Here is a 4,039-nt window from a genome sequence, read left to right on the forward strand (position 1 = left end):
GGGGAAGTCGCCATAGTCATAGCCCATGGCCTGCAGGTGGGCGCGTAGCAGGCTAAAGTGATGCGCTTCCTCTGCCGCCACGGTCAGCCAGTCCAGGTAATACTGACGCGGCATGCTGTCAAAGCGCCAGATGGCATCAAGTGCCAGGTTGATGGCGTTAAATTCAATGTGCGTGACAGCATGTAGCAGCGCGGCCAGGCCTTCGGTGGTAAACGGCGAGCGCTTGGGCACATCAAGATGTGAGCGCAGTTCAGGCTTTGCTGGGCAGCCAGGCACGCCGGCAGGCTCAGTGCACACTCTACCAGTCGCTATTAAAATAGTAGCTAATTGCGCATGTAAATGCTGGGTTAGAGCCACTTTTTTATCTGAATCTGACTGTAAAAGCGCTTGCAGAGCAAGTTGTCGAAGCTCTGGCCTGTCTTCAAAAGTTGTCTGGAAAATCGTCATGGCCAGATTGTCGGGCATCCTTACAATTGAGGCGAGACCTTGACGTATCACTTCATCACTTCACAGCAACCACCATGGCCACTTACCAACTTGATACTTTAAAACCCATCATCCATCCCACCGCCTGGGTGGCTGACAACGCGCAGGTCATGGGCAATGTGACGCTGGCGGAGGGCAGCAGCGTATGGTTTGGCGTGGTGATTCGAGGCGATACATCGACCATCACCGTGGGTAAGGGCTCTAACGTACAAGACAACAGCGTATTGCATGCAGACATTGGCATGCCTTTGGTGATTGGTGAGGGCGTCACCGTCGGCCACCAGGTCATGCTGCACGGCTGCACCGTGGGCAACAACTCGCTGATCGGCATTGGTGCCATCGTGCTGAACGGCGCGAAGATTGGCAACAACTGCCTGGTAGGCGCTGGCGCGCTGGTGACTGAGGGCAAAGAGTTCCCAGATGGCTCGATGATCATCGGCAGCCCCGCCAAAGCGGTGCGAATGCTGTCGCCAGAGCAGACGGAGGGTTTAAAAATGAGCGCGAGGCACTATATGGACAATGCCAGCCGCTACAAACTTGGGCTTAAAAAGCTGGCTTGAACCCTTACACAAATATGAAAATGCAAATTCCTTCTCGCTCCGAGACAGTCAAAACCAAGCAGGGGTCGCGGAACTGGCTTTGCCAGGCCGCAGGCGCAGCGGCCCCCTCGGGGGGCAGCGTCCACACGAAGTGGGAAAGCGTGGGGGTCTCATGAGTGAACTTCACAAATTCATCTTCGATGGCTTGCCGGTACGCGGCATGCTGGTGCGCCTGACTGACTCCTGGCAGGAGATTTTGAAACGCCGGCAGGGCGCTGGTGGTTACCCGGTAGAGGTGATGCACCTGCTAGGGGAAATGACGGCTGCGGGTGCGCTGATGCAGGGCAACATCAAGTTCAATGGGGCTTTGGTGCTGCAAATTTTTGGCGATGGGCCGGTCAAGCTGGCAGTCGCCGAGGTACAGCCTGACCTGAGCCTGCGCGCTACTGCGACGGTCACGGGCGTGGTTGATGCTGGCAGCACATTGAGTCAGCTGGTCAACGTCAACAACGAGGGCCGCTGCGCCATCACGCTTGACCCTAAAGATAAATTTCCCGGTCAGCAGGCGTACCAGGGCGTGGTGCCGCTGTTTGGCGACAGCCGCGAAAAAATTGAAAACATCAGCGAAGTGCTGGAGCATTACATGCTGCAAAGCGAGCAGCTCGACACGAAACTGATCCTTGCTGCAGATGGAAACATTGCCGCAGGGTTGTTGATTCAGCGTTTGCCGGTCAAAGGGCAGGGCAACCTGGAAGGGCAGATGGATGTTGATGCCAACGAAGACCAGATTGGCAAAAACGAAGACTACCAACGAATTTCGCTGCTCGCCTCCACCCTCAAGCGTGAAGAGCTCTTGAGCCTGGACGCTGACACGATTTTGCACCGCCTGTTTTGGGAAGAACCCATCACCCGGTTTGAAGTGCTCAAGCCCAGTTTTGCCTGCAGTTGCTCGCGTGAGCGGGTGGCCAGTATGCTGCGTACACTGGGCACGGACGAAATCGAAAGCATCATTGCCGAGCAGGGTAAAGTCAGCGTGACCTGCGAGTTTTGCGGTGCTCTGGAAGAATTTGACCCGGTTGACGCGGCGCAGATTTTTACGCAGGCAGACCGGCAGCAACCGCCCCCGCAAGCTGTTCAGTAATTACTTGTTGACCTGAACAAAAATCTCGTTGGGCTTGACCATACCCAACTCAGAGCGTGCTTTTTCTTCCACCATCTCCAAGCCCTCCTTCAGGTCTTTGACTTCAGCGGCCAGTTGGTCATTGGCCTCTTGCGACTTGATGTTTTTGCCTTGCTGGTCAGACAGCCGCTGCTGCATGTCGCGCACATTGGGAATACTGCCCCGGCCCGTCCACAGCTGCGCGTGAAAAATCACCAGCAGCACAATCAAAATAGCGGGGACGATGCGGTTCGCCAAGGCGGTTAACTCACTTGAGGTTATAAAAAGCGGAGCGGCCTGGGTACGTTGCCACCTCGCCCAGGTCTTCTTCGATGCGCAGCAACTGGTTGTACTTGGCCATGCGGTCAGTACGCGACAGTGAACCCGTTTTGATTTGCCCTGCGTTGGTGCCCACGGCAATGTCAGCAATGGTGGTGTCTTCAGTCTCCCCCGAGCGATGCGAAATCACTGCGGTGTAGCCCGCACGCTTGGCCATCTCAATGGCGGCGAAAGTTTCAGTCAGCGTGCCAATCTGGTTAATTTTGATCAGGATGGAATTGGCAATCTGCTTGTCAATACCCACTTTTAAGATCTTGGTGTTAGTCACAAACAAATCGTCTCCTACCAGCTGGACTTTTTTGCCCAGGCGCTCGGTCAGAATCTTCCAGCCGTCCCAGTCGCCCTCAGCCATGCCGTCTTCAATGCTGATGATGGGGTATTTGTCCGCCCACGTTGCCAAGATATTTGTCCACTCGGTTGCGTCCAGGCTCAGGCCCTCTGCACCCAACACATATTTGCCATCTTTGTAAAACTCGCTGGCGGCGCAGTCCAGGCCCAGGGCAATTTGCTCGCCTGCCACAAAACCCGCTTTGTCAATAGCTTCCAGAATCATCTGAATGGCAGCTTCATGGTTGGCTACGTTAGGCGCAAAGCCGCCTTCATCGCCCACGGCAATGCTCATGCCTTTGTCTTGAATGATTGTTTTCAGCGCATGAAACACCTCAGCGCCGTAGCGCACGGCTTCGCGAAAGCTGGGCGCACCGACCGGAATGATCATCAGCTCTTGCAAGTCAAGGTTGTTGTTGGCATGCGCACCCCCGTTGATGACATTCATCATCGGCACCGGCATCTGCATGGCGCCACTGCCGCCAAAGTAGCGGTACAAGGGCAGGCCAGCTTCTTCAGCTGCAGCACGCGCCACGGCCATGCTGACGGCCAGCATGGCATTGGCACCCAGGCGTGACTTGTTGTCAGTGCCGTCCAGGTCAATCAGCGTGCGGTCTAAAAACGCCTGCTCGCTGGCATCCAGCCCCAGCACAGCTTCGGAGATTTCAGTGTTGATATGCTCTACGGCTTTCAGCACACCCTTGCCCAAATAGCGGCCCATATCGCCGTCGCGCAGCTCAATGGCCTCGCGCGAGCCGGTGGACGCACCGGATGGCACAGCCGCGCGGCCCATCACACCGGATTCCAGCAACACGTCACATTCAACCGTTGGGTTACCCCGACTGTCCAGGATTTCGCGACCTACGATGTCAACAATTGCGCTCATTAAAAGCTTTCAAAAAAAATTAAAAAAATCAGGCGCCTTCAACGACGACCATGCGCATCACCGATGCGCCTTGGCGCGCACTGATGGCAGCTGTGTATTCAACCGAGTGGTAATAGGCTTTGGCTTTTTCAACGGAAGGAAATTTCAAAATCACCACCCGGTCAGGCGTCCAGTCGCCTTCCAGCACTTCAACCGCACCACCACGCGCGCAAAACTCTGCGCTGTAAGTCTCTGCGGCAATTGTCGACAGTTTTTTGTAGTCGGCATATTGTTCCGGGTTGGTAACTGTGACGTTGGCGATGA

Annotated in this window: 6 protein-coding genes; 2 read left to right on the forward strand and 4 right to left on the reverse strand. The window is 55.5% G+C overall.

Annotated features, from left to right (window positions below):
* A partial coding sequence (locus ACH2CW_RS06495) for a DUF455 family protein (RefSeq protein WP_395056291.1) occupies window positions 1-465 on the reverse strand: 465 nt, incomplete at its 3' end.
* A gap of 56 nt (window positions 466-521) precedes the next feature.
* Between ACH2CW_RS06495 and ACH2CW_RS06500 the strand changes: the two genes are divergently transcribed.
* Together ACH2CW_RS06500 and ACH2CW_RS06505 are read left to right on the forward strand one after the other, a co-directional pair.
* Window positions 522-1,046 carry a gamma carbonic anhydrase family protein gene (locus tag ACH2CW_RS06500; RefSeq protein WP_395056293.1) on the forward strand — a complete coding sequence of 175 codons (525 nt, stop codon included), beginning with the start codon at window positions 522-524 and terminating at the stop codon, window positions 1,044-1,046.
* A gap of 151 nt (window positions 1,047-1,197) precedes the next feature.
* Window positions 1,198-2,166, forward strand: a complete 969-nt coding sequence (locus ACH2CW_RS06505) for an Hsp33 family molecular chaperone HslO (protein WP_395056295.1) — start codon at window positions 1,198-1,200, stop codon at window positions 2,164-2,166.
* Here the strand turns inward: ACH2CW_RS06505 and ACH2CW_RS06510 are convergent, their stop codons facing one another.
* Genes ACH2CW_RS06510 through ACH2CW_RS06520 form a run of 3 tightly spaced genes read right to left on the reverse strand, consistent with a single transcriptional unit; the run spans window position 2,167 to window position 4,037 of the window.
* Window positions 2,167-2,442, reverse strand: a complete 276-nt coding sequence (locus ACH2CW_RS06510) for a septum formation initiator family protein (protein WP_395056297.1) — start codon at window positions 2,440-2,442, stop codon at window positions 2,167-2,169.
* A gap of 10 nt (window positions 2,443-2,452) precedes the next feature.
* Window positions 2,453-3,736, reverse strand: coding sequence for a phosphopyruvate hydratase (eno, locus tag ACH2CW_RS06515; protein ID WP_395056299.1), 1,284 nt, complete (start codon window positions 3,734-3,736; stop codon window positions 2,453-2,455).
* Between the two features lie 28 nt (window positions 3,737-3,764).
* Window positions 3,765-4,037, reverse strand: coding sequence for a DUF1330 domain-containing protein (locus ACH2CW_RS06520; protein WP_395056301.1), 273 nt, complete (start codon window positions 4,035-4,037; stop codon window positions 3,765-3,767).
* Between the last annotated feature and the right edge of the window lie 2 nt (window positions 4,038-4,039).

The organism is Polaromonas sp. (assembly GCF_043778355.1).
Classification (GTDB): Bacteria; Pseudomonadota; Gammaproteobacteria; order Burkholderiales; family Burkholderiaceae_C; genus Polaromonas.

Excerpts from the sequence above, each read along its gene's own strand:
- eno (WP_395056299.1), bottom strand. The coding sequence starts at position 3,736 with ATGAGCGCAATTGTTGACATCGTAGGTCGCGAAATCCTGGACAGTCGG.
- ACH2CW_RS06500 (WP_395056293.1), top strand. The coding sequence starts at position 522 with ATGGCCACTTACCAACTTGATACTTTAAAACCCATCATCCATCCCACC.
- ACH2CW_RS06505 (WP_395056295.1), top strand. The coding sequence starts at position 1,198 with ATGAGTGAACTTCACAAATTCATCTTCGATGGCTTGCCGGTACGCGGC.